Source organism: Nocardia sp. CA-151230 (assembly GCF_050942175.1).
Lineage (GTDB): Bacteria > Actinomycetota > Actinomycetes > Mycobacteriales > Mycobacteriaceae > Nocardia.
In genome coordinates this window covers 5,959,082-5,982,128 of sequence record NZ_CP192061.1, presented here as the reverse complement: position 1 = coordinate 5,982,128, position 23,047 = coordinate 5,959,082, and the positions used below count along the sequence as shown (strand labels likewise).

Below are 23,047 nucleotides of genomic sequence, written 5' to 3'. Positions count from 1 at the left end.
GCCGCGCTAGGAGATGTAGGCGATGAGTTCGTCGACGTAGGCTCGGAAGAGGGTGGCCATGTCGACGGAGTCGGGATCCACCAGCCATTGCAGCTGCAGGCCGTCCATCATGGCGAAGACCTGACGGGCTATGGCCGCGGGGTCGATGTCCTTGCGGATGCTGCCGTCGTCGATGCCCGCCTGTAGCGCTCCGGCAAGGTAGTCCTGGAGCAGGCGGTAGCGGTTCAGCGCCCACTCGTGGGCCGGATGGTCGGCGGTGACCGCCTCGCTGGTGAGCACGGTGAACAGCCGGACCAGACCGGGCACGTGCATATTGTGCTCGACCAGCTGGGCCAGGCGGACGAGGGCGTCCTTGCCGCGCAGCTGCTGGTCGAACCCGAGGCGGTCGTAGTCGAGGCGGTCGCGGTAGCCGAGGACCGCCGACAGCAGCGCGGCCTTGTTCGGGAAGTAGTGCAGCAGCCCGGGCTGGGACAGGCCGCAGCGGTCGGCGATCTCGGCGATGGAGGCACTGCGATAGCCGTTGTCGGCGAAGGCTTTCAGTGCGACGTCGATGATCTGCTCGCGACGGTCGTCGCCCCGTCTGCGGCGTCGGGGGTGGGGCGTCATGAGGTGGGACACTAGTCAAGCGGGTTGATCAGGCAAAACCGAACCATGGTTACGAAATTATAACTTTACCGAGTGACCACTCGGTAAACTGGAATTCCACTGGCACACTCGTGCCAGCCGTACAGGGCAGTACGAGGGAAGGAATTGCCGATGAGTCAGGCCCCGATCATCACGCCGATCACGCTGCGCGGAGCGGCCGGGAAGCTGGCCGCATGGGAGGTCGAGCCGCCCGCCGGGGTCGAGCGTCGCGGCACCGCGCTGCTGGTGCCGGGCTTCACCGGCTCCAAGGAGGACTTCGAGGAGATACTGTCGCTGCTCGCGGCGGCCGGGTACCGGGCGGTCGCCTACGACCAGCGCGGGCAGTGGGAGTCCGAAGGGCCCGACGATGTTTCGGGGTACACCCTGGCCGATTTCGTCGGCGACCTGCAGAGCGTGGTCGATCAGATCTCGCCGGCCGAGCCCATCCACCTGGTCGGACATTCCTTCGGCGGCTACGTCTCCCGCGTCGCGGTGATCGAGCGGCCTCAGCGGTTCCGCAGCTTCACCCTGCTGGCCTCGGGCCCGTCCTCGGTGGCCGACATCAACTTCCCGCCGCCGCTGCTGGTCGCGCAGGCGGTGGAAGCCGGTGGACAGGAGGTCATCTGGGAGCAGGTGAACGCGGTCATGGCCCAGGCCGACCAGCAGCCCGCGCCGCAGCGCCGGGACTTCCTGCGGGAGCGGATCCTGCGCACCAAGAAGGCCAATATCATCGGCATCCTGACCTGCATGGCCGAGCCGCCGGTGAAAGATCCGGCGGTGCTGCGGGATTCGGGTGTGCCGCTGCTGGTCGCCTACGGCGACACCAATGACCTGTGGGCGCCCGAGGTGCACGAGCGGTTCGCGAAGCAGCTGAACGCGAAGACCGCCGTCTATCACGGCTCCGGCCATGTGCCGAACGAGGATGTGCCCGCGCAGGTCAGCGCGGACCTGGTGGCCTTCTGGAAGGAGCAGGTATGACCGACGTCATCGACGACCTCCTCGGGAAGCTGGATCTTCCCGCCAAGATTCGCCTGATCTCGGGCGCGGGCTTCTTCCGCTTCGCGGGCGAACCGGGCATCGGGCTGGCCGAGATGCCGGTCTCCGACGGCCCATCCGGCGTGCGCGGCGAGCAGTGGGACGAGCGCGACCCCTCGGTCAGCCTGCCCTCGGGCACCGCCCTGGCCGCCACCTGGGATCGCGACCTGCTCACCGAGATCGGCGCGCTGATCGCCGCCGAGGCCCGCCGCAAGGATGTGTACGCGGTGCTCGGACCGACCATCAACCTGCATCGATCCCCGCTCGGCGGACGGCATTTCGAATGCTTCTCCGAGGACCCGATGCTGACCGCCGAGATCGCCGACGCCTACGTGCGGGCGGTGCAGGCGCACGGGGTGAGCGCGTGCCCGAAGCACTACGTCGCCAATGACTCCGAGACCGAGCGATTCACCGCGAATGTGATCGCGGACGAGCGGACCCTGCGGGAGCTGTACCTGTACCCGTTCGAGCGGTCCGTCGAGGCGGGCGCCTGGATGATCATGGCCTCCTACAACTCGGTCAACGGCGCCACCATGACCGAGAACGACCTGCTCGACGAACCGTTGAAGGGGGAGTGGGGCTTCGACGGCGTGGTGGTGTCGGACTGGACGGCGGTGCGCTCCACCCTCGGTGCGGCCAAGGGCAACGACCTGGCCATGCCCGGTCCGTGGGAGCTGTGGGGCGCGCCACTGGAAGCGGCCGTGCGAAAGGGCGAGGTGCCCGAGTCCGCGATCGACGAGAAGGTGCGGCGCATCCTGCGATTCGCCGTCCGGGTCGGCGCGTTGAACGGATCGCCGAAGCCCGTCCCGACCTTCGGTGACGAGGCGTCGCAGCGCCTGGTGCGCGAGGCGGCGGCCAAGGCCATGGTGCTCGCCGCCAACGACGGCACCCTGCCGCTCGGTAAGCACGCACGGGTCGCTCTGCTCGGATCCGCCGCTGCCGAACCGCGTTTCATGGGCGGCGGCAGCGCGACCGTGATTCCGGCGCACACCACCTCCCCGCTGCAGGGGCTGTCGGAGGCGCTGCCGGTGGTCTACACACCGGGTGTGCACCTGAGCGAGAACATGATTCCGGTTCCGCTGGACCTGGTCACCGACCCCGAGACCGGCGAGCCGGGGCTGTCGCTGCGGTACCTCGACGGCGACGCCGTGCTGGACACCGAGCATCGCAGGGCGGGTAGCCTCATGCTCTTCGGCAACCCGAATGCGCTGCAGGCCAAGGCCATCGAGCTGCGCGGTCGGCTGCGGGCCGACGTGGCGGGGGAGTGGCGCATCGGGTTCGCCGGTGTGGGCATGCTGACCCTGACGCTGGACGGCGAGCAGGTGCTCGGGGAGACCGTGGTGCCCGCGGGCGCCGATCCGGTCGAGATGCTGCTGAATCCGCCACAGCGGTTCGTGACCCGCACCCTCGCCGAGGGGCAGGAGGTCGACGTGCTGGTGCGCATGATGCCGGACAACGGCTTCCCTGCCATGGGCATCACCTGCGCGGTCGGCCGTCCGCGCCGATCGGATGACGAAGAGTTCGCTGCCGCAGTCGAATTGGCGCGGGCATCCGAGGTGGCGGTGGTGGTCGTCGGCACGACCGAGCGGATCGAATCCGAAGGCTTCGACCGGACCACGCTGCGGCTGCCCGGCCGGCAGGACGATCTGGTCTCCGCGGTGGCCGCGGTGAACCCGCGCACCATCGTGGTGGTGAACTCCGGTTCGCCGGTGGAGATGCCGTGGCGCGACGACGTCGCGGCCGTGCTGCTCGCCTGGTTCCCGGGGCAGGAATTCGGCGCGGCGCTCGCCGACGTCCTCACCGGCGCCGCCGAACCCGGCGGCCGCCTGCCCACCACCTGGCCCGAGACCATGGCCGACGTGCCCGTGCTGAACACCAAGCCCGCACCCGACAATGCGCTGCCCTACGACGAGGGCATTCACATCGGCTACCGCGCCTGGCTGAAATCTGGTGTGGCCCCGGCCTATCCGTTCGGCCACGGTCTCGGCTACACCACATGGCAGCTCGACGAACTGGCGGTGTCGGGCCGGACCGCGACTGTCACCGTCCGCAATACCGGTGACCGCCGGGGCCGTCAGGTCGTGCAGGCGTATCTGTCGCGCGAACACAGCGACGTCGACCGTCCGGTGCGCTGGCTGGCCGGATTCGCGGTCGTGGAGGCGAACCCGGGTGAATCCGTCACCGCCACCATCGACGTGCCGAAGCGCTCCTTCGAGCACTGGACCGATCAGGGCTGGGCCATCGAACCGGGGACCTTCACCCTGCACGTCGGCACCTCGGTGACGGTCCTCCCCCTCACCGCGGACATCGGCTGATCGCCTCGACCGCAACGGGTTCCGGCCGTGGTGCGGCCGGAACCCGTGCTCTTCGCACGCTCTGGACAACCCGTGGCTCATTCCGAAGCGGAGGTGCTCGATATCGCCAATGCGGGTCCCCGAATCGTCGGGCCTTTCGTGGCGTCGGCGGTGGTGAGCTTCGGCGGGTATCCGCCGCTATTCCTGGTCGGGGGCCTGCTTTCGGTGCTGGGTGCAGCCGCGGTTGTGCCGATTCGGGCGGTGCGCTGACATTCAGTGCCGGAGTTTCGGTGGGGCTATGGATATTGCTGCTGACATGACAAGATCAGGTAATATCTGGACACATTGAAAAGGGCTGCACGGCAACCCTTTTGCACTCTTGATCGACAGCTAGGCGGGCAGGGGGTATCCGGGGGGACAGAACTCGAGGCTTCAGCGAAGTTGTCGAGGCGCAGGGGCCGCTCGTCGACGCGGTGTGGGTGTTGACGGCGAAATGACCGGGGCGGCTGCGCCACCGATCGTGCACGCGATGGATGACGCCGGCGTAGCCGTCCTCCGCGACGTGGTGACCAGAGGATTCCGCAGCATCGTCTGCCGCTCGCACCAGAGGAATCTAGAGTGTCCGAAAATTTCCCGGATCATCCCGCCGCTCTTTCTTCCACTCCCACAGACCTTTCCCTGCTGTTGCGCCCGGCCCCGCCCGGAGCGCCCACCGACATGGTGCGCATGCACCCGCGCAACGGCTACCTGCTGTGGGCCGACCTGCCACCCGTTCTCGTCCTGGGTAGCTCCGGCGGCTCCGGCGCGACCACCACGGCCCTGGGCATCGCGGGCGCGGCGGCCTACGACTATGGCGAACACTCGCCGATCGTCGTCGATGCCACCGCCACCGGCGGCGACCTGGCCGCGCGCGGCTGCGACACGATCGATGCCGCGGGCACCGTCCAGTCCTGGCTGAGCATGACCCACCGCAGCCTGCCGTCCACGGTGATCGACAGTTGCGGCGAAAACAGCTCCGGTGTGGGCGTATTGCCCCGCGGCCCCGAGGCGCTGCCCCGCCGCGAGACCTACTCCTCGGTGCATCGCGACCTGGTCGAAGCCGGCTGCCTGCCCGTCTACGACGGCGGCGGGCCCGTCACCAACCGCATGGTCGCCCCGCTGCTGTCGGATTCCCGGATCTCCCTGGTAATCACCCTCGCCGCCCGCCCCGACGCCGTGAATCGGCTCAAACCCGCCCTGATCTGGCTCGACGACAACTACAGCCAATACCACCTGGCCGAAGCGGTCATCGTCGTCACCCGTCAGCACCCGAAGGACGGGCCGCTGGTCACCGAACACGTCCGCAAATATCTCGGCGATGTGGTCCGGGCGGTCGCCGAAATCCCCTACGACGCCCATCTGGGTTCCGGCGGCCCCATCAGCTGGCGCCGCCTGGCGCCGCCCACCCGCGCCGCCTACCGCCAACTCGTGAACCTGCTCCGCTAGTACCGGATATTTCGAAATGCCTGTGCGGCTTGATCCGTCGGCGCGGTTCTTGCTGGCAGGATTACGCCATGAACGCATTCGAGGTGGCGGTGACCGTTCGATTGCGGTGCAGCCGCTGAGAAGTTCACGGTGTTGGCGTAATTCCCTGTTCGAATGCATCTCACGAGACATGGATTCGAGGGCATATGACGAATGCTCGGCGGTTACAGCGGCAGGTTGATGGTGGGGGACATGCGCGTTCGGCAGCGCAAATACGATTGCCGGCGGGAGTGCTGACATACGTCGCCTTCCTGCTGACGGCGCTCGGCCTGGTGCTCATCGGGCCGGTAGCCGCAGGTTTCCTTATCGAGGCGAGCGGGGGCGGGGCCACCGGACCGGGAGCCATCGCGGCGCTGATCGGGATGGCGACCTTCATCGCACTCACGCTGGGGGCCGGATCCTGGATGTTCTGGACGGCCAGGCGCAGCCCGGCCCGGGGATCACACTCGGGTACGTGATCGGCGCAGCAGAACGACTGCCCCGACGACGATGACGATGCCGACCGCGAGGAGGACCGAACCGAACACCGCGAGGAACCAGGTCTCGCCGGAGAACGCGGCAATGGTGCCCGGGAGCGCCAGCCAGATGACCGTGCCGAGGATGGCGGAGAACCATTCCGCGGGGCTGCGGCCGAGTTGCCATCCCATCGTGGCCAGTTCCGATTTGATGGATCGGCCGATCCGATCGGGATCGCGGTTCCAGTGGTGCGGGGCCCCGCCCTCGCTGTTGGGCCAGTAGTACCGGAAGAACTGTGCGCGGCTGTGCTTTTCATTGAGCCGCAGGGAATAGCTGTAGGGGGTCCGGGTGTGGTCCTTGTCGTAGGGCCGCTCGACCCGCAGGCCGTCGTGGACCGAGCGCACGGTATAGGGGCTGCCGTCGAGAACCATCCGCAGGCGGCTCTCCAGCAACACCTTCGCCGACGTAATCGGATAACTCACAAGATCATCGTAATCTAACCGAGACCATTTGCACGGCAATCGAACTGACGGGCGCGAATCCATAGCGCGGAATTTCCGAATGCGATTGTCTCTCGATGCAATGCGGCGAAATGTCAGCCCTGGCCGCCGAAGGTGGTGAGGTCGATGGCGTCGGCCATGGTCTGGTATCCGGCCGCGTTCGGGTGGAGGTTGTCGGGGCCCGCGTAGCGCGGGGCCAGGACGGAGGGGTCGGCCGGGTCACGGAGGGCGGCGTCGAAGTCGATGACGCTGTCTGCGAGCTGCTGCCCGCGGATCCAGGAATTCAATTGCCGGCGAACGGGGTCGGCAGTGGGGAAGGTGAGGATGCCGTCGTTGAGGGCGTTGGCGGCGGGCAGGATCGTGCCGAGGTGGACTCGCAGACCGGCGGCGTGGAGTCGGTCGATGAGCTCGGTGTAGCCGCTGACCAGCTGGTTGTAATCGGCACCGATCGGGATGCCCAGGTCGTTGATGCCCTCCAGGATGATGACGTCGGTGACGCCGGGCTGGTCGATCACATCGTGCTGGAGCCGGGCCGTGGCGGCGGGACCGAACTGGGGGATGAATCCGTCTCTGGTGACCCGGTTTCCGGAGATGCCGGCATTGACGACGCTGTACGGCAGACCGGCCTGATCGAGCCGCCGCTGTAGAAAGTCGGGGTAACGCTGGGCACGGTCGACCACACCGGGGTCCTGCGGGAGCCCCACGAAGTTCGAGGCGACGTAGCCATCGGTGATCGAATCACCCAGGGCGACAATGGTTCTCACCGTTACGGGCGCGTGGACATCGAGACCGGACAGGAACGGCATCGAGGTGGTGTGCAGCGGCAGACTCGCCCCGGCGGGGTCGCCGGCCGCGTCTCCCGCGAACGGGAGACTGTAGAAGCTGGTCGCATTCGCGTCGAAATGCTCGGTGGGCAGGACGTCCGGGCCGGCGACGTACACGCTCACGGCCAGGGGCTCGAAGGCGCCGAAGGGCAGGTCGACCGGATCGCTGACGACCTCACCCCACGCCGCGGCCGTCACACTCGGGCTGCCGTCGAAGGTCACCTCGCGCATGGAGTCCGGCTGCACCGCAGCGCCTTCGGACTGCTTGGCGATGGTGACGTGCGCGAAGTCGACCGGCGTGGAGCGGGTGCGATCGGTGAGGTGGATCCGCACCGTCGCGCCGCCCCGATGCGGGGTCACGATCAGCCGGTAGGTCTGGTCGGACAGGTGCAGCTGCGGCGCCTCGGACGGGTCCACGACGCCGAACGAATCCGACGGCGCGGCCATCCAGCTGCTCACCCAGTGCGCGCCATCGCCCGCCTCGCCTGCCGGTGGCTCGGCCGCAGCCGGAACGATCCCGTGCAGGGCCATCGCCGCCAGCATCGCCACCGCCACCGCGCCGCCCCTCCTGCCCGGGCTCCAGATATCGGACGAACGGACCGGGCGGCATCGCGGTGTCATGTTCGCCGACCCTAGCAATGCCTGTAAGAGCTTACAGAGCTTTCGGGAACACGATCCGAACCTTCGGAGCTGGAAAACCCACCACGGCAGGCACATTGACGCGGCTGCCGCCGGAGTCGAGGATCTTCGACCCAGGTTGCCGGCGAGTGCTAGCCGACGTTCTTGGCGAGCAGCAGATCGAGGACCCGGGTGTATTGGTCGGGGAAGTCCATGGGGACGATTCCGTAGTGGGCGGACTGGGCGGTGTGGGTGGTCAGGTAGTCGGCGAGTTCGGGCATGATCGCTGCTGCGTTGTCCTTGGGCCAGGCACTGTCGGCGAAGCTGGTGAAGTTGATGTACTGGAGGGTGTTGGCGGGGTCGGCGGCGGCCTTGTCGAGGCAGGCTTTGACGTAGTCGAATTTGTCGCCGCCGGAGGAGCCGAAGTTCGAGGAACCGGAGTCGAGGCCGGCCAGGCCGTGGTCCTTGTAGCGGTCCTGGAGATAGATCCGATCGGTGGTGAACACGCCGTTGTCGCCGCCGGGCCATTGCAGGCAGCCCAGGGAATTGGCGAACTGGGCGATGAGGACGATGCGGCCGCGGGCCTCACCCAGCGCGGGGAAGCGATTCTCCAGCCAGAACAGTGAGCGGTAGCCCTTGGTGTCCAGGTAGCCGTTGAAGATTCGCGCGAAATCGGCGCCCACGTCGTTATTGGTGCCGTCCTCCTTCTTGACCCGCATGACGAGGACTTCGCCGGGATTGCCGGCCAGGAACGCCCGGCACTGGTCGAGCACCGTGTCGAAGGTGATGCCCTGGTAGAAGGCGCTGTGATACACGCCGAAGGAGTCCGCGGTGTGGTCCTGCAGCCCGTTGCAGCGGATGTCCAGGAAACGGATGCCGTGCGCGAATTGGTCCGGAAGCGACCAGTTCTGGGTGTGCGCCCACTCGGTGCCGTTGGCGGCGCTGGTGCAGCAGGAGTCGTGGGTGCCGGGGATGGTGAGGCGCAGCAGCGAGGTGGCGTCGGGGAGCGCGGACATCCACGCCTGCGGCGGTGCGCCGACGGTTCGCGCGTGCGGGATCGCCTGCGCCGCAGGGCTGCTCAGGCCGGTGGCGAGTGCGCCTGCGGCGGCGGCCAGGGTGGTGCGGGCGAAGTCTCGGCGGGTCAAGCTCATAGAGCGGGGAGCCTAACCTGGACAATGGACCAAGAACGTCGTTTTGCCTGAATTGGGTGATCAGCCCGGTTCGGTGGTCAGGGTGATGGTGGTCCAGCCGCCCACATGGATGCGGTCGCCCTCCTGCAATGGGACAGGCGTTTTCGGCGGGATCGGCTGCGGGCTGTCGTTGAGACAGGTGCCGTTGGTGGAGCCGAGGTCGGTGACCGTGAGCGCCCCGCCGTCGATGTGCAGGATGGCGTGCGAGCGCGAGACCGCGATATCGGCGGGCGCGACCGAGAGGTCGATATCGGGATGGACGCCCTGCGAGACGCTGCGCTTGCCGATCAGGATATTGGGCCCCTGCAAGGGGATTCGACGGTCGGGGTAGTAGTCGGGGAAGTCGACCCGCTCCAGATCGGGCCCCTTCTGCGCCTGCATGCGCGTGTAGTGCGCCCGGTCGGCGGAAATGGTGGCGACCCAGACCGGCGCTGCGGCCCCGTTCTCGACCGCCCCGGATTCGCCGGCGGTCGCCGCCGGCTCCGCGCTCACCGGTGGCGCGGGCGGGGGCGGCGGCAGCGCCGAGTCGTGTCCGCAGTTCTCGCAGAACCGCCCCTCCGAGGGCGCCCCGCAGGACGGGCATACCGCGAGTTGCGGTGTGGCACCACCGAATTGACCGCCCATCGGCGCACCACAGAAATCGCAGTAGTCGGTGGCGGTGGTTTCGTGCCCCTCGATGCAGAGCGCCATCACGGCTCCTTGCGGACTCGGGCGGTCTTGGTGGAACGGACGTCGAGGGCCATCTCGTCGGCGGGATCGATCTTGTTGCGCAGGCGGATGGTTCCGGTCCGCTCGTCCACCACGTCGACGACACTGAGCAGCAGCTTGGCGGTGTTCTCGTTGCCCGACTCGCTGGCCAGGTGGTACGCGCGCTGGAGTTTGGCCGTGGCCGTGGCGAAGTCGCCCTGCTTGCGCGCGGTCAGGCCCTCCTGGACGGTCTGGGCCAGCTCGGCCTGTCCGGTGTAGTGCGCGACCCGGCGGCTGATGATCGCCGACTTGTCGGTATCGGTCGTCCAGGCGGCCTTGACCAGACCCTGCCCGAGCACGTCGCCCTCGGCCAGCACGCTCACCCGCGCGGCCAGCTTCTCCCGATCCGGCGCGGCCGGCTCGAGCTCCAGCTGGATGTGATAGTCGCGATCCTCGGCGCCCCAGGAGCCCAGCGGATATTCGCCCACCTGCGGCCCCACCTCGGTGCGTCGCGCGGTGAGATCCTCGATGAACGGCGCGACCTGCTTGAGGAACACGATCTTCGCGCCCACCGGTGTCCACACCCGCATGGTCAGGTCCGGAATCGCCTTCTCCATCGACGATTCCATCGTGGCCGCGAAATCCTGGGCCAGCAGATCCGCGGTCGCCACGGTGTCGATCGTCCCGTGCAGCGCGGAGGCGATGGGGCGCACCTCGTTCGGCTCCCAGTCCACCCCGACGCCGCGGCAGTCGCAGGTGAACACGCCGATGGACTGGCGGATCTCCTCCGCCAGCCGCTCGGGCGTCTCGTGCTCGTTCTTGCCGTCGGTGAGCAGGATGGCGTGCACCATGGCCCCCGGGTGCTGCTGGGCGATCAGCCGTGACAGTCCCAGCCAGGTGCCGATCGCGGTGCCGCCGTGCGGAACCAGCTTGTCCAGCGCTCGCCGTGCGTTGGCGCGCTCCTGCGGGCTGGCCACCGCCGACGGGCCGCGGTGCGGAAACACCACCTGCGCCTTGTCGGTGCCCTCCACGATCGCGAACCGGGTGCCGTCGGGCATGACGTCCAGCGCCGCCAGCGTGGCCCGCCGCGCGCCCGCGAACTTGTCGGCCGCGCCCATGGACCCGGAGGTGTCGATGATCAGGATCTCGACCCGCGGCGGCGGCGCCACCGACACCACCAGATCGCCGGTGGCCTCGACGGTCACGATGGCGTCGACCGTGCGCACCCCCTCGGCGAGGAATGCGTTCTGGTCGATGGCTACCGAAATGCCTTTGTTCTCAGCGGAAGTCACGGTGTGTCTCCTGACGGTGCGAGGGACGGGACGGGTACCAGGGCGACGGTGATGTTGTCCTTGCCGCCCGCACCGAGCGCGTGCTCCACCAGGGCGCGCGCCGCGGGCAACGGCGCAAGCGAGCCGGTGAAGCGGGACAGGGCCGCTGCCTCCGGGAGGTAGTTCCACAATCCGTCGGTGCACACCAGCAGCACGCCGGGCGCGTCGGTGTGCAGGGTGCGCACGCAGGTGGGCGACCACTGGTGTTCACTGTCGGCCCCCAGCCAGCGGGTGAGCACGTGCGCGTGCGGGCCGTCCATGGCGGTGGCCGCGTCCAGCAGGCCGTTGTCGACCATGGCCTGGGCGAGGGAATCGTCGACGGTCAGCCGGTCGGAGTCGTCGCCCCGCAGCCAATAGGCGCGGCTGTCACCGACATTCGCGACGGTGATGTCCGCGCCGCCCGCGCCGTCGAACTGCACGATCGCCGAGACATAGGTGCACGACGGTGCTTTCCCGTTCGGCGAGCCGACCGCCTTGACCGCGTCGGCGGCGGCGGTGAGCCCGGCCATGACGCAGTCCTCGGCGGGCTGGTCCGCGGCGAGGGCGGCCAGGCAGGCGTCCAGCCCCGCCCGGGCCGCGGCACCCGAGGCGGCCTGCGGATCCTCGGAGGTCGACACCCCGTCACAGACCGTGATGACCGCGGCGGCCGGACGGTCCGGCGCCGTGCCCTCCAGCACCGCCGCCGCGACCGCGTCCTCGTTGCGGGCGTGCAGCAGGCCGCGATCGGTGATCAGGCACGCGGTGCCCAGGTCGAATTCGAAGCGATCCCGCTCGGGCCCGAGCTCACCACAGGTGGCGCAGTAGCCGTCCGGGTCGAATTCGCTTCCGCCGCACCCGGTGCAGTCGGGTGGCGGACCGGATTCGACGGTGGCCGTGGTGCCGGTGGGTTCGAGCCGGGCACTGCGCGCCGCCTCGGCCACCGGCACGGTCGAGCCGGAGCCGGGCCGGAATTCCCTGGGCGGCAGGGCGATCACCCGGATGCCGAGTTTGCGGCCGCAGGCCTCGCAGAACCGGTCGGTGTCGACGGCGAAGGTGCCGCAGTGCGGGCAGCGGGCCGTCACAGCAGCGTCCTCGGGCGCACCGCATTGGCCTGCTCCACCAGGGCGATCCGTTCCCACATGTCCTCGGTTTCGTGCGCCAGGTCGCGATAACAGCGTTCCAAACCGGTGCGTACCCCCTGTTGATCGAGCGCCACCCCCAGCAGCGGGGAGTGGTCGGTGGGCACCCTGCCCAGGCGCAGCCAGCGCAGCGCCGCGTCCAGGACTCGCAGACGGGCCTGCGCGGCACGGCGTTTCGAGTCGAGGGTCAGACTATCGATGCGTTTGCCGGCATCGCGAACCAATTGTTCGGTCAGCTCGGCGGGTTCGGCGACGGCCAGCAGCGTCTCGACGGCGGTGACCCCGGCCTCGGTGTGCACCGCCGAGGCGGCGTCGACCTGATCGAGCACCGTGACCGCGCCCGCCCGGTCGCCGCTCGCGCGCCGCAGCCGGGCCGCGCCGAAGGCGGCGCTGGTGAAGGAACGGTCGGTGCGCCACACCAGCTCGTAATACCGGGCGGCCCGCTCGCGCGCGGTCTCTGGGTCCAGTCCGTCCGCGGCCATGAGCTCGGCGGTGGCGGCCAGAGCCAGCTTCGGGGCGGCCTCGCCCGGCAGCGCGCTGTAGAGGGCGTCGAATTCGGCTGCGGCGGCCGGCCAATCGCGCTGCAGCAGGCGGGCCAGGCCCGCGAACCAGGTCAGCCGCCAGTCGCCGGACAGCGTCTCGCCCACCGCGTCCAGCCGCCGCAGCGCATCGTCCGGATCGCCGAATTCCAGTGCGGCGCGGATCAGTCGGAGCGGGATCTCCACCGACTCCTCGCGGCCGGTGACCACCGACTGCAGGCCCGCGGTGATCTCGCGCTCCAGGTCCTCGGGCGTGACCGCGCTGGTGGAGGCCAGCAGTGCCGCACCGCTGTCGCTCGGGTCGACCAGCGGAACCGGCAGCGCCGCAATGAGGGCGCGGGGATCGCCGGGCAGCTGGTCACCGACGCCGAATACCCCGCGCGGCGGGCCGAACCGGGTGGACAGTCCCGGCCGGGGCCGCCCGTCCTCGGTGGCCAGCACCTCGCGCAGAATGCCGGTGAGCTGATCCCCCATCTCGGTCATGGAGGTGAAGCGCGCGTCAGGCTCGATATCGGTGGCGCGCACCAGGAATCGGTACAGCGATTCGTGGCGGGCGATGAGCGGCTCGAGCTCGGGGCCGGGCAGCGGGCCGAGTTCGTTGTTCACCGGCGGGATCCGCATGACGAGCGCCGCCAGCGTGCGGCCCACCGTGTACACCTCCGACGCGACGGTCGGCCCGGTCTGCGCGATCTCCTTGGCCTGGTAACCCGGTGTGCCGTAGATGGTTTCGTTCTGATCGTGCAGGCCGACGACCGCGCCGAGGTCGATGAGCTTGAGCTGCTCTTCGGTCTGCATCACATTGTCGGGTTTGAAGTCGCAGTAGGCGAGCCCGCGGTCGTGGAGGTACTCCAGCGCGGGCAGCATCTCCAGGATGTAGGCGATGGCCCGCGCGGGCGGCAGATACCGCTGATCGGCCGTGCGCTGTTCGCGCAGCAGCTGTTTGAGCGATTTTCCGCCCACGTACTCCATCACGATGTACCCGACCGGCTTGCCGTCCGGCCCGGTGTCCTCGGCGAAGTTGTAGATCCGCACGATGTTCGGGTGATCGACCTGCGCGAGGAACCGCTTCTCCGCCACGGCCGCCCGCATGGCGTCCGCGTCGCCGGTATTGAGCAGGCCCTTGAGGACCACCGGCCGGTCGTCGACCTTGTGGTCCACCGCGAGATAGATCCAGCCCAGGCCGCCGTGCGCCAGCGGGCCGAGCACCTCGTACTGGCCGCCCACCACATCCCGGCCGGACAGCTTGGGGGTGAAGGAGAATCGGGTCCCGCAGTGGGCGCAGAAGCCCTCGGCGCGACCGGGCTGACCATCGCGACTGCGCCCGACCGGCCGATTGCACTTGCCGCATTCGCGATGGTTCTCCGGCACTTCCGGATCGACGAGCACGGCCTCGGCCGGATCCCGGCGGGGCACCGACGGTACCTTGACCATGCCCGCGCCCAGCCGGCCGCGGCTCGCCCCGGAAGCTCCCGACCGTCCGGTGCGGACCGAGCGGCCGCTGCGGGAAGACCGGCCGCTGACCGTCGATCCCGTACTCATCGCGGACGCGTGCGCGGTGTCGCGCGCGGTGGTGGCCAGCGCCGACGGCGACGCGGGCGCGCTGCCGCACACATCGCAGTAACCGTCGAGAATCGTTCCGGTGCAACCGGGTTCGGCACAGCGGTCGGAGCCTACGGCAGCGCTCGACGCGCCGGAAGCGCTCGTCCCGGTCGACGTGGTCGACCCGCCCCCGCCGGCCACGGGCACCGCGCTCGGGGCGGTGCCGCAGACGGTGCAGTAGCCGTCCTCGATGGTCCCGGTGCAGCCGGGCTCGGTGCAGTTCATGATCGCCTCCCCGATTTCTGGTCGATGAGCTGGCGGTAGTCCGTGATGGCGCGGGTGACCGCGGCCAGATCGCAGGGCCGGCGCGAGAGCAGCCCCGCGGCAATGCGGGAGGCGGCGAGCACATCCTGATCCTCGGCCACCCCCAGCCGGGCGGCCTTGGCGCGGTAGGAACCGAACCGCCCCTTCAGTTCCGCCCGCCGATCGAGCAGCCCCTGCGCGAGTTGTTCATTGCGGGTCGCCGCGTCGAGCGCCCCGGCGATGCGCTGCCGCAGCTCCCACAGCACCGTGGGCACGCACGGATTGGCCTCCAGCGCAGTCAGTTCCGCGCTGTACACGGCACTGTCGTCCGGATGCCGGGGGAGCGGCGCGGCCAGAATGGTGTGCTCCACCTCGGCGCGTGCGCGATCGGCCCGCTCGTAGGTCTTGCGCAGCGCCTCGACCCGGGCCCGGGACCGTTCGATCGCCGCGTCCCAATCCGTCGAGATGGCCCGCAGTTCGGTCAGTACGGTCGCGGCCTCGCGCATGCGCCGGGACAGCTCGCCCAGGCGACGGTCGAGCGCATCGGGCGCCAGCGCCAGGGGATCGGTGGCGACCTGCATGGCGAGCGCATCGATATCGCTTGTCAGCGACTGCAATTCGGGAATCGACATGCCGGTGCGGGTCAGCTCCGCCTGCAGCGGCGCGATATCGGTCATCACCCGGGTGTGCACCGCCTCCACCGCGTCGAGCACCCGCACCACGGTCGGGAAGGCCGCCCGCATGCGGTCCAGCATCTCGGTGATGCCGATCAGTTCGATCTGCTCGCGCGGCCCGCTCAGCGAACGCTGTGACATCGGAATCGTGCTGCGCGACACCTCGACCGGCTGTCCGCGCAGCAGGCGCGTGAGCTCCTCCCGGTCCAGCGCGTCCAGGCGTCGCCGCCCGCGCGCGGTCCGGGCCTGGTCCAGCACGGTGCCCAGCCGCCCGAAGTCCTCCCACATGAGTTCCAGCGCCGCCCGCGCCGGCGCCCAGCGCTGCTCGGTGACACCGGTGGGCGGGAAGCGGCGCAGCAGCACCAGCCCGGGATGCTTGTCCAGCTCCACCAGGGTCGCGGCGATGGTCTCGATTTCGCGTGCCCGCTCGGCGATTTCACGATCTATCTCGGCGACGCTGAGAATGTGCCCAGGATTCTCGTGCATGACCGGCTCAATCGCTGTACTTGGGCGCCGGGGGACCGTTGGACGGCCCGAGCACGCTCAGCCGCTGGTTGTAGATCCGCTGCCAGGTCCCGTCGGTGCGCACCCGCTCCAGCACGCCATTGACGAACCGCACCAGATCCGTGTTCTGCTTCTGGACCCCGACGGCGTACACATCGGTGGCCATGGCGTCGCCGACCACCTCGAGATTCGGGTCCTGGATCTTCAAGCCGTACAGCAGCGGCAGGTCGGTGCTGGCGGCGTCGACCTCGCCCTGCTGCAGTGCGGTCAGGCAGTCGAGCCAGTTCTCGATCCCGATCACGATGGGGCGCTGGGGAAGTGCGAACACCGCGTCGAGCGTCGTCGAGTTGGGGATACCGCAGACCTTCCTACCGCCCAGATCGGCCGCCGAGCGAATACCCGAGCCCTTGGTCACCAGCACCCGCTGGTCGGTCTCGAAATACACGGCGGAGAACTGGACCTGCTGGCGGCGCGAGCAGGTCGGCGTGAAGTTCTGCACCACCAGGTCGACCTCGTTCTTCGCCAGCGCATCCGCGCGGTGGGCGGAGTCGATGGGATGCAGGTCCACGCGGCCCGGATCGCCGAACAGATCGCGGGCGATCTCGTGGGCGAGATCGATATCGAAGCCCTCGAGCTCGCCGGTCGACGGATTGCGGTAACCGAACAGGAATTGGTTCTGGTCCACCCCGATCCGGATCTTCCCGTCGGCGACGATGTTCGCCATGGTCGACCGGGCGGGCATGGACCCGGGCTGCGGTTGCGGACTCAGCGGCCGCAGGCTCGCGGTCGGGTTGCAGGACTGGTCGGCGCGCTGGTTGGGCGCGGTGGCGAGGACGGTGGCGCCCGCCGGCAACCGGCTGCCGGACGGCAGCTGGAAGGGCGCGGCATCCGGCGTCGACCCGCACGCGGCGGCGAGCAGCGCCACGGCTGCCACCATCAGCATCCGCATCCGCTTCACAGGAACTCCTTCAACCGCGGCCACACCCCGACGACAATCGATCCCGCCGCCGCCAGCAGCAGCACCAGCGTGCCCAGGGGGCTCAGGGTGAGGGCATTTCCGGCCGTGTTCACATCGTCGCGCACTTCCTGGCGGGTGCGCTCGAGTTCGGTCTTCAAGGCATCGTCGAGGGCGGCGAACTGGGCCGCGGATCCCGCGCCGTCGGTCTTGATCGACTGGTCGACCGCCCCGCGATAGTCGTTGGACTTATAGGCGGCGAGCTCTTTCCGATGGCCGTCCTGCCAGCCCGAGAAGGCCTTCGACGCCGCGGAATTGCCGCTCAGCAAGCTGGCCAGGTCCGCGCGCAGCTGGTCGCTGCCGGCGGTGAAGCGCTGCTCGCTGGCGTCGACGTCGCCGCGGGTGATGAGCTGCAGCGTCTCCTCGGTGCGCGCCTGCTGGGCGAGAATCCTTGCCTGCGCGAGCTTTTCGAAGCGGCCAGTGGCCCCGGTGTCGATGGCAGCCGTGGTCGCGGCCGTGGTGGCGAGAATCCACAGCAGCGCGGCCACCGTCAGACCGCCGGCCGTGACCACGCCCGGATTGATCCAGCGGTTGGTGCGCCGCACCAGAATCCACGAGCCGTAGCCGCACGCCGCGAGCAGCAGCACCAGCGTGCCCGCGCTCCACCAGGGCAGCCCGGTGATAGCGCCCTGATCACTGTGCAGCTGTGCGAGGCGAATGTGCTCCAGTTCGCCCGCGTCCTTCAGGATCGAGTCCTGCATGAGCGCCGACGCCTGCCGCAGATACGCGGAGCCGACCGGCAGGCCCTGCCGGTTATTGGCCCGCGCCGCCTCGACATAGCCGGTGTAACTGGGCAATTCGGCCGAGATCCGGCCCAGGATGGTGCGGGTCTCGGCGTCCGCGGCGCCGGTGGTGGCCTCCGCGAGCGCGGCGGCCGCGTCGGTCAGCGCGTTCTCGTAGCGGATCCGCACCTCGGGCGACTCGATCCCGCCGGAGAGATAGGCGGTGGACGCCGCCGCGTCGGCCGTGGACAGTGCCACGTACAGCCGCTGCGCGGCATTGGCCAGAGGTTCGGTGTGTGCCAGGACGGTGTCGTGGCGAGCGATCTTGGTGCTCTGCTGATTCGCGGTCACCAGGCCGCCGAGCAGGGCCAGCAATGCGAGGGCAGCGCCCACCACACCGATGACGCCGGGCGCGGTGTGCACGAAGCGTCGCGTCCATTGCATGCCCCCGCGAGTGATCGCCGCTGAGCGAGTGCGAATGGTCGCCGGTAAGCGACTCCTCAACTCCGTTTCCCCCGTTCGACCGGCCGGTTCTCCCCGTAGCCAGATCGTACGGTAGCGATCGCACCCTGTCGATCGAGTTCCAACCGGTCGGAATTCGCTGAGCAGGTCCGTCATTTCGAATGCGCGTGCATTCATGACCGGACCATGAAATCCAGATTTAACCGCATGTAATCGTCGGGAAATGTTCCGGCACAACACTTGGTTCACCCGATGTGACCTTAGACACCTTATGTCACAACGTAATTTAGTGCTGGAGCGAGTCTGGTGCCTGCCCGCTCCGCGGTGAGGTAGCGCTGAACCATGTCACCGTATCCCGACTGGCTGAATCCCGGCGACAATGCCTGGCAGTTGGTGGCCGCGACTCTAGTCGGCCTGATGAGCATTCCCGGTATCGCGATCTTGTACGGCGGTCTGGTGCAACGCAAATGGGCCGTCAATACCATGCTCATGGCATTCACCGGATTCTCGCTGGTCCTGGTGGTGTGGGTGCTGTGGGGCTTCAAGATGGGGTTCGGCGAGCCCGTCAAACTGGGCCCAGGAATACTGCGGGCCGCAATCGGCAAGCCGCACACAATTCTGAGCTCCAATAATCAAGAGCAGGCCGTGATTCCGTTGCTCGACGGACTCATGCCCAAGTTCCGATTCTCCCAGACCACGCTGGCCTACTTCCAGTTCGTGTTCGCCGGCATCACGCCGCTGCTGTTCCTGGGCAGCGTGATCGGGCGCATCAATTTCAAGGTGTGGCTGATCTTCGTCCCGCTCTGGTCGACGCTGGCGTATTCGGTCAATGCCTTCCTGATCTGGGGCGGCGGCTGGTGGTCGCAAATGGGTGCGCTCGACTACTCGGGTGGATATGTCATCCACCTGGCCGCGGGCACCACGGGCTTCGTGGCCGCGGCGGTCATCGGTCCGCGACTGACCCGCGACCGGGAACGGGCGGTGCCCAACAACCTGCCCATGGCCGCGGCCGGGGCGGGCATCCTGTGGCTGGGCTGGAACGGCTTCAACGGCGGTGACCCGTACTTCTCGGGTGCGGATGCCTCTCTCGCGGTGATCAATACCAATCTCGCCACCGCGGTCGCGGTGCTGACCTGGGTGATCTGGGACATGCTGGCCGGTCCCTCGCGGCGGCCCAACTTCCTGGGCGCGGTCAACGGCATGATCGCCGGGCTGGTCGCCATCACCCCCGCGGCCGGTTTCGTGAACAGCTTCGGGGCCATGGTGATCGGTCTGATCGCCTCGACCCTGGTGTGGCTGTCCTGGAACAAGCTCGGGCGCACCCGGCTGTTCCGCAAGGTCGACGACACCCTCGGCGTGGTGCACACCCACGGCGTGGCCGGGCTGGCGGGCGGCATGCTGGTCGGTGTGCTGGCCGACCCGAACATCCGGGTGTACCTGGGCACCGGCGGCGCGGCCGACGCCACCTACGGCGGCTGGCTCTACGGGCACAATCCGAAACTGCTGCTCTGGCAGGCGGGTGCGGCCGCGACGGTGATCGTGTGGGATGCGTTGGTCACCTTCGTCATTCTCAAGGTGCTGAGCCTGTTCATGAGCTTGCGCATGCCCGACGAAGTGCTCGAGACCGGCGACGTCGGCGCACACGAGGAAGAGGCGTATCCGGACGACACGCTCGTCCACGCGCAACCGTCCATCCGGAAAGCGGTGCGAACGGAAGCGGCGGTGCGGCAGGACGGAGCGGAGATTCCGGCCAAGGAATCCTGATGTCGGCGCCGCTGCACCTCGGCGGCATGATCGGTTACCACACTATGGACCCGGGCGGCGGTGCGGACGCGAAACTCCTCACGCTGGTGGTGCCGCCCGGCCTGTTCGATCAGATCAAACAGGCCCTCGCCGCCTTCGGTGTGCGGCGCATGGTGGTCACCCAGGTCTATCGCGTGGACGACCGTGACAACCGCGTCGAAAGCTATCGCGGACAACGTTTCGAAACCGATGTCTCCGCCGGCCTGCGAGTCGAATTGCTCGCCCGGATCGAGGATGTCACCGATCTGGTGCGCATGATCGGCCGAATCGGCTCCAACCACGAGGCCTCCAATATCCAGATCTGGATGATCGACGCCCGCCGGTTGTGAACAGACGGGAAACTCGTTTGCCGCGCTCCCGCCCCGATCGTATGGTCGGGGCGGGAGCGTGCCGCGCTGATTCGAGGCGGCGCGGCGATTCATCGGTGGGAGTTCGGGTTTGGCAGTGCTGTTGGCCTTCGGCGTGGTCGCGGAACGTGATCGGCGCGCCTGGCTGGTCGAAACGGGGGAGGCGATCGACCACGACGGGCCCGAGGGCGCGGCGGTCGTCCTGGGCGCACGGGACAGCGATCCCGCGCGCGTGGCCATCGCCTGCGCCGACCTGGCCGGGCTCATCGAGCTCGGCGGCACCGTAATCGCCGGGGCCGGAATCGATCTCGGCGACGGCTTCGTGTCCGCGCGGCTGGCGGGCGCCGGCGGCGACCGGCGGGACGCGGTGCTGGCGGCCCTGCGGGTGCTGAAGGTCGGGGGCGGGTGGCGGCTGGGGGAGCGGACGGCGACCCTGGTCGCGCTGTTCGGGGTGACGGCCACCAAGCCCGTGGGTGCGGCCGCCGAGCAGGCCATCGGCGAGGGGCACTGGGCCGCAGTGGTATTGGCGTCCGCAGCGGCGGAGCTGCTCGGACCCGAGCAACTGGTGCGGGTGCTGGAGCTGCGCGCGCCCGACGGCATCGATCCGGTGCCCGACGGCGCGGCGTCGGTGCTGGCGGCGAATCTGGGCCGGGTCCTCGAACCCTGTTCGCGCCCACGGCGGTTGGAGCTGGTGCTGGATCTGTGGGAACAGGTGTGCGCGCGGCAGCGGGCCGTGCTCGAGCGTGAACGGCTGCTGGCGAGCCACGATCTGAGCGGGCTGGGGTCGCTGCGCGAACGCGCCGACCGGTTCGATGAGCAGCAGCTGATCGAACTCGTCCGGGGCTCGACCCCGGGGCCGCTCACGCTGCCGCCGGCCATTCGATTTCGTCCGACCTGGCGCAATCTCTGGAAACAGTGCGTCGAACGGGTGATCCAGGACGCGCTCGCGGCCACCGTGCTGCTGCGGGCCGCGGTCGCGGTGCACGAACTCGGGGTGGTCGCGGGCATCGACCGGGTGCGCGAGGAGATCGCCGTGGTCTCCGGGATGCTCGGTTCGCGAGAGATCAAGGCGGCCAAGGCTCCGACCGGCGAGTTGAACGCCCTGCCAGTGCGGCCCGGTGTCCATGTTCGTGAGATCGACGCGTGGCTGCGGCAGCAGCAGCCGCGCAACGCCGCCTACGAACGGTTCGTGCGCGCCCGGATGCGGACCGCGCTGGCCCACGCGATCGTGGTCGACGAGCGGTGCCGGATGTTGCTCGGCATCGATATCCCCGCACGGTCGTTCCCGGCGGAACACTGGGATTCGAGCTCGCTGCGGGCCTGGCGCGCGGTCGCCGGTTACACCGCGCAGCGGCCGCCCCGGGACTGGCGCTTCGACCCGATGGTGCGCGTCCACGGTCAGCCCGGCCTCGCGGTCCGGCTGGCCGGGGATCCCACCGCGGCCGAGCATGCCTCCGACCTGCTGTGGCTGGCCGACCTCGCCGACGCCATGGCGCGGGCGCGCGGCCATGAGGCCGCCGTGCCGACGCACTACTACCGGGTGCCCGAATTCGAGACGAATCCGGCGGCACCGCAACCGGATCCGCTGACGCCGCGATCGGACTCCCTACCGCTCGCGGTCGCCGGGGCGGCCCAGCTGGTGGACCTCGGGGCGACCGTCCCTGTCCGGTGCCGGGACTGGCCGCGCCTGTGCGCCGGACTGGTGGGCAGCGGTGTCGTGGCCGCCGCGCTGACCAGCGAATTCGAGGTCGCCGAACCGGTCCTCGCCCACGACGGTGCCGGATTGCCCGGGACGTCGCTGCGGATTCAGATCGCCCGCACCGCCACCCGGCTCGCGGAGTGGTCGGACCATATGGGCAATTGCATTGCGGGACAGTGGTATCAGAGTCAGGCCGTGCGCGGGCGCAGCATCCTGCTCGGCCTGCGCGACGAGCACGACCACCTTCAGGTCAATGCCGAACTGCGCCGCACCGGCCGCGGGTGGGCGGTCAGCGAGATCGCCGGACGGTTCAACCAGGAAGCCGATCCCGCAGTGCGGCAGGCGGTCCGGGACTGGGCCGCGACACTCCGCGTCGAGGAGCCGGAACCCGATCCGGTGGAGCTGGTGACTGCCGAGCCGCCCGCTCGGGCCCGGCGCTCGGCACCCGATCCGGTCCGCGAGGTCGGTCCCGCACTGCACGAAGCGGTCCGCAAGGCGATGGTCGAGTCGGAAGCCGCGCTGCGCGTGCTCGCCGCCCTGGCCGGAGACACCGACGGCGACCCCCACACGCTGACCGCCCTGCGCCGTTCGGGCACCGACCGGCTCACCGCCCTGTGCGCGACCTTCCTCGACGCCGACCCCGCTGCCCTGCCCGCCCTGTGGACCGCCGCCGGTAGCCGCCCCCTCGCCGCCGCGATCGAATCCTTGGACGCCGCCCTCCTGACCCGCTATCCCCGCCTGCCCACCGTCACGGCCGACGCGCCCGTGCCGTCGAAACGACTGCGCGCCTTGCTGAAAGAACCGGACATCGCCACCGCCCGCAGCATGGACCTGATCGCCCAGCGCGTCCGCGCCGCCCTCGGCCGCCTCGCCCACCGTGGCGACCCTGCCCTGACCCACGCCATTACCCGCCACCCCACACCCGACCTGCTCTGCCCCCTGATCCTGGCGACCACCTGCACCCTCACCCACTTCACCCCGGTGACCGCGATCAGCGCCCCCCGAGCCACCACAGTCCCCGGCTACCCCGCCACCTCCCTCTCCGACCCCGACGGCCCCTGGCTCACCGCCTGGCCCGCCGCCGTCGAACTCGGCACCCCCGACCCCGGTCCCGGTCACGAAACCTTCTGGTCTCACATAGCCGACCACGGCCTCCTCATCCCCACCGCCTGGCTCGGCGCCGGCGGCTGGCCGGCCCTCTGGTCGCGAGCACACCGGGAATAGCGTCGCCCTGACTAT

General features: G+C 69.2%; 19 protein-coding genes. 8 read left to right on the top strand and 11 right to left on the bottom strand.

Going from position 1 to position 23,047, the window contains the following annotated elements; all coding sequences use genetic code 11:
* Positions 1-6: 6 nt before the first annotated feature.
* Complete coding sequence (locus tag ACQP1O_RS28435) at positions 7-606, bottom strand: TetR/AcrR family transcriptional regulator (protein WP_433561508.1); 600 nt, start codon at positions 604-606, stop codon at positions 7-9.
* 150 nt (positions 607-756) lie between these two features.
* On the opposite strand from ACQP1O_RS28435, the gene ACQP1O_RS28430 reads away from it, so the two are divergent.
* The 5 genes from ACQP1O_RS28430 to ACQP1O_RS28410 all read left to right on the top strand — a co-directional run bounded on the left by ACQP1O_RS28430 (position 757) and on the right by ACQP1O_RS28410 (position 5,935).
* Positions 757-1,602, top strand: coding sequence for an alpha/beta fold hydrolase (locus tag ACQP1O_RS28430; protein WP_433561507.1), 846 nt, complete (start codon positions 757-759; stop codon positions 1,600-1,602).
* Positions 1,599-3,974, top strand: coding sequence for a beta-glucosidase family protein (locus ACQP1O_RS28425; protein ID WP_433561506.1), 2,376 nt, complete (start codon positions 1,599-1,601; stop codon positions 3,972-3,974). Before ACQP1O_RS28430 ends, ACQP1O_RS28425 begins: the two co-directional genes overlap by 4 nt.
* A gap of 72 nt (positions 3,975-4,046) precedes the next feature.
* Positions 4,047-4,223: a hypothetical protein gene (locus tag ACQP1O_RS28420; RefSeq protein WP_433561505.1), complete on the top strand. Its 177-nt coding sequence runs from the start codon at positions 4,047-4,049 to the stop codon at positions 4,221-4,223.
* A gap of 348 nt (positions 4,224-4,571) precedes the next feature.
* Complete coding sequence (locus ACQP1O_RS28415) at positions 4,572-5,438, top strand: MinD/ParA family ATP-binding protein (RefSeq protein ID WP_433561504.1); 867 nt, start codon at positions 4,572-4,574, stop codon at positions 5,436-5,438.
* 269 nt (positions 5,439-5,707) lie between these two features.
* Positions 5,708-5,935: a hypothetical protein gene (locus ACQP1O_RS28410; RefSeq protein WP_433561503.1), complete on the top strand. Its 228-nt coding sequence runs from the start codon at positions 5,708-5,710 to the stop codon at positions 5,933-5,935.
* On the opposite strand, the gene ACQP1O_RS28405 is transcribed toward ACQP1O_RS28410, so the two are convergent.
* The 10 genes from ACQP1O_RS28405 to ACQP1O_RS28360 form a co-directional block, all read right to left on the bottom strand.
* Positions 5,918-6,415: a hypothetical protein gene (locus tag ACQP1O_RS28405; protein WP_433561502.1), complete on the bottom strand. Its 498-nt coding sequence runs from the start codon at positions 6,413-6,415 to the stop codon at positions 5,918-5,920. The two genes, ACQP1O_RS28410 and ACQP1O_RS28405, sit on opposite strands and share 18 nt — an antisense overlap.
* A gap of 113 nt (positions 6,416-6,528) precedes the next feature.
* A complete protein-coding gene (locus tag ACQP1O_RS28400) occupies positions 6,529-7,878 on the bottom strand; it encodes a GDSL-type esterase/lipase family protein (RefSeq protein WP_433561501.1) in 1,350 nt (449 codons plus the stop codon).
* Between the two features lie 149 nt (positions 7,879-8,027).
* A complete protein-coding gene (locus ACQP1O_RS28395; protein ID WP_433561500.1) occupies positions 8,028-9,026 on the bottom strand; it encodes a phosphatidylinositol-specific phospholipase C in 999 nt (332 codons plus the stop codon).
* A 60-nt stretch (positions 9,027-9,086) separates the two neighbouring features.
* On the bottom strand, positions 9,087-9,755 hold the full coding sequence (locus ACQP1O_RS28390; RefSeq protein ID WP_433561499.1) for an FHA domain-containing protein: 669 nt from the start codon (positions 9,753-9,755) through the stop codon (positions 9,087-9,089).
* The gene (locus tag ACQP1O_RS28385; RefSeq protein WP_379385268.1) at positions 9,755-11,044 is read right to left on the bottom strand and encodes a vWA domain-containing protein; all 1,290 of its coding nucleotides are present in this window, start codon (positions 11,042-11,044) and stop codon (positions 9,755-9,757) included. Before ACQP1O_RS28385 ends, ACQP1O_RS28390 begins: the two co-directional genes overlap by 1 nt.
* Positions 11,041-12,144 carry a PP2C family protein-serine/threonine phosphatase gene (locus ACQP1O_RS28380; protein ID WP_433561498.1) on the bottom strand — a complete coding sequence of 368 codons (1,104 nt, stop codon included), beginning with the start codon at positions 12,142-12,144 and terminating at the stop codon, positions 11,041-11,043. The genes ACQP1O_RS28385 and ACQP1O_RS28380 overlap by 4 nt, the downstream gene beginning before the upstream one ends.
* The gene (locus ACQP1O_RS28375; RefSeq protein WP_433561497.1) at positions 12,141-14,564 is read right to left on the bottom strand and encodes a tetratricopeptide repeat protein; all 2,424 of its coding nucleotides are present in this window, start codon (positions 14,562-14,564) and stop codon (positions 12,141-12,143) included. The genes ACQP1O_RS28380 and ACQP1O_RS28375 overlap by 4 nt, the downstream gene beginning before the upstream one ends.
* Positions 14,561-15,742 (bottom strand): hypothetical protein, encoded by a 1,182-nt coding sequence (locus ACQP1O_RS28370; RefSeq protein ID WP_433561496.1) that lies wholly within the window; start codon positions 15,740-15,742, stop codon positions 14,561-14,563. Before ACQP1O_RS28370 ends, ACQP1O_RS28375 begins: the two co-directional genes overlap by 4 nt.
* Before the next feature lie 7 nt (positions 15,743-15,749).
* Positions 15,750-16,709, bottom strand: a complete 960-nt coding sequence (locus ACQP1O_RS28365; protein WP_433567822.1) for a glutamate ABC transporter substrate-binding protein — start codon at positions 16,707-16,709, stop codon at positions 15,750-15,752.
* Positions 16,710-16,714: 5 nt separating this feature from the next.
* Complete coding sequence (locus tag ACQP1O_RS28360; RefSeq protein ID WP_433561495.1) at positions 16,715-17,941, bottom strand: hypothetical protein; 1,227 nt, start codon at positions 17,939-17,941, stop codon at positions 16,715-16,717.
* Between the two features lie 360 nt (positions 17,942-18,301).
* Between ACQP1O_RS28360 and ACQP1O_RS28355 the strand changes: the two genes are divergently transcribed.
* The 3 genes from ACQP1O_RS28355 (at position 18,302) to ACQP1O_RS28345 (ending at position 23,032) form a co-directional block, all read left to right on the top strand.
* Positions 18,302-19,723, top strand: coding sequence for an ammonium transporter (locus tag ACQP1O_RS28355; protein WP_433561494.1), 1,422 nt, complete (start codon positions 18,302-18,304; stop codon positions 19,721-19,723).
* A complete protein-coding gene (locus ACQP1O_RS28350) occupies positions 19,723-20,091 on the top strand; it encodes a hypothetical protein (protein ID WP_433561493.1) in 369 nt (122 codons plus the stop codon). The genes ACQP1O_RS28355 and ACQP1O_RS28350 overlap by 1 nt, the downstream gene beginning before the upstream one ends.
* Positions 20,092-20,200: 109 nt before the next feature.
* Positions 20,201-23,032, top strand: coding sequence for a hypothetical protein (locus ACQP1O_RS28345; protein WP_433561492.1), 2,832 nt, complete (start codon positions 20,201-20,203; stop codon positions 23,030-23,032).
* Positions 23,033-23,047 lie beyond the last annotated feature (15 nt).